We start from the raw sequence: 1,584 nt of genomic DNA, 5'->3' as shown, positions 1-1,584 counted from the left end.
GATCAATTATTTGTGGATCTATATACCATGCTTACTAATCAAGTAGAAAAAGAAGCAACACCAACGCCGGATTATTTAGCGCAATTAGCAGGTCCGGAAGATGATCCGATTGCAAAAGGAGAAGGTGTTGGGGTCTTCCAATGGTCTAATCAGTTTGCTGGTTTAGAACAAATCTCTGGACTAGATTTTAAATTTGCTCCGATGCCTGGACCTAATGTGGAGTCTGGATTGTTTTTGAAACCGGGTCAGTTTTTTTCAATTACTAAAAATTCAAAAGAGAAAGAAGCTGCGGCTAAATTTATTGATTTCTTTGTGAATGATATAGAAGCAAATAAAATAATTTTAGGAGAACGAGGAGTACCCGTTTCTTCGGAGGTGAAAGAAGCATTGAAAGCAGAGGTTTCTGCGTCTCGAGCGGAAGTGTTTGATTATATAACATGGGTAGAAGATAACAGTTCACCTATGGGTTCTCCAGACCCAGCTGGTGCCGGCGAAATCATTGAATTATTGACCAATCTTTCTGAACAGATGTCATATGGCCAAATTACGCCGAAAGAAGCAGCGACCACTTTTAGATCAAAAGCAGAAAGTATTTTGAATAACCAATAAAATTACTAATCGATAGCTGGTCTTAACGGATCAGCTTTTCTGTTTATCATGGTGCCAATCGTCCGTAAACCTCCACTTCAAGGTTCGAGTAAAGCAAAGAAACTAAGTGGGAGCAAACCCGCCAAAAAACAATCACACTCTACAATATGACCTTCTCTTCTAAACAAATGCATTTTACATATTATCGTTATAAAAGAAGTCTGAATTTTGAGGATTATCATCTGATTTTTCTATTATAGTGGTGGCAATGAACATGGTATGATAGTAATGAAATCGCTTACTTGTATCGATTAGAAAAAAGGGAGGTTATTAAATGAGAAAGAATTTGTTATTTTTATTAGGTTTTTTATTGGTACTATTTCTAGTTGCTTGTGGCAATGAAGATGGTACGGAAGAAACAGGTGGTGAAACATCGGAAGGAACTGCTGAGGAAGAAAATACAGATGATATCACATTACGAATTGCTTGGTGGGGGGAACAAACCCGAAATGATTATACGTTAGAAGTGATTGAATTGTTTGAGGAAAAAAATCCAGGCATTACAATTGAACCCGAATATGCAAGTTGGGATGATTATTGGCAAAAATTATCGCCACAAGCTGCAGCTAACGAACTACCAGATATTATAGCAATGGATCAATCTTACATTTCCCAATATTCTCAAAATGGCCAACTCGCCGATTTGTCACCTTTTATAGGAAATGAAATTGATGTATCCAATATTCCTGAAGATGTTGTGAATACTGGTGAAATCAACGATGGACTCTATGGGTTCAATTTAGGTGTAAACGCTTTAGGTTTTCAGTATAACCCTGAGGTGTTAAGTGAAATTGGTGTAGATACTATTCCAGAGGAATGGACATGGGACGATTTTATGGAAATATCTGATAAAGCGGTAGAAGCAGGATATTACTTTGATAATGGTCATACTGCTGATGTCATCTTAAACTATTATTTACGTACACAAGGAAAGCG

1 protein-coding gene and 1 pseudogene are annotated in these 1,584 nt (G+C 37.1%); both read left to right on the top strand.

Going from position 1 to position 1,584, the window contains the following annotated elements:
* Window positions 1-609 (top strand): annotated as a pseudogene (locus BM121_RS21690) (sugar ABC transporter substrate-binding protein); the annotation flags it as partial.
* A gap of 313 nt (window positions 610-922) precedes the next feature.
* A partial coding sequence (locus BM121_RS21685; protein WP_139220302.1) for an ABC transporter substrate-binding protein occupies window positions 923-1,584 on the top strand: 662 nt, incomplete at its 3' end.

This window comes from Gracilibacillus orientalis, assembly GCF_900114645.1.
GTDB classification, from domain to species: domain Bacteria; phylum Bacillota; class Bacilli; order Bacillales; family Amphibacillaceae; genus Gracilibacillus; species Gracilibacillus orientalis.
This window is presented reverse-complemented; position numbering and strand designations above follow the sequence as displayed.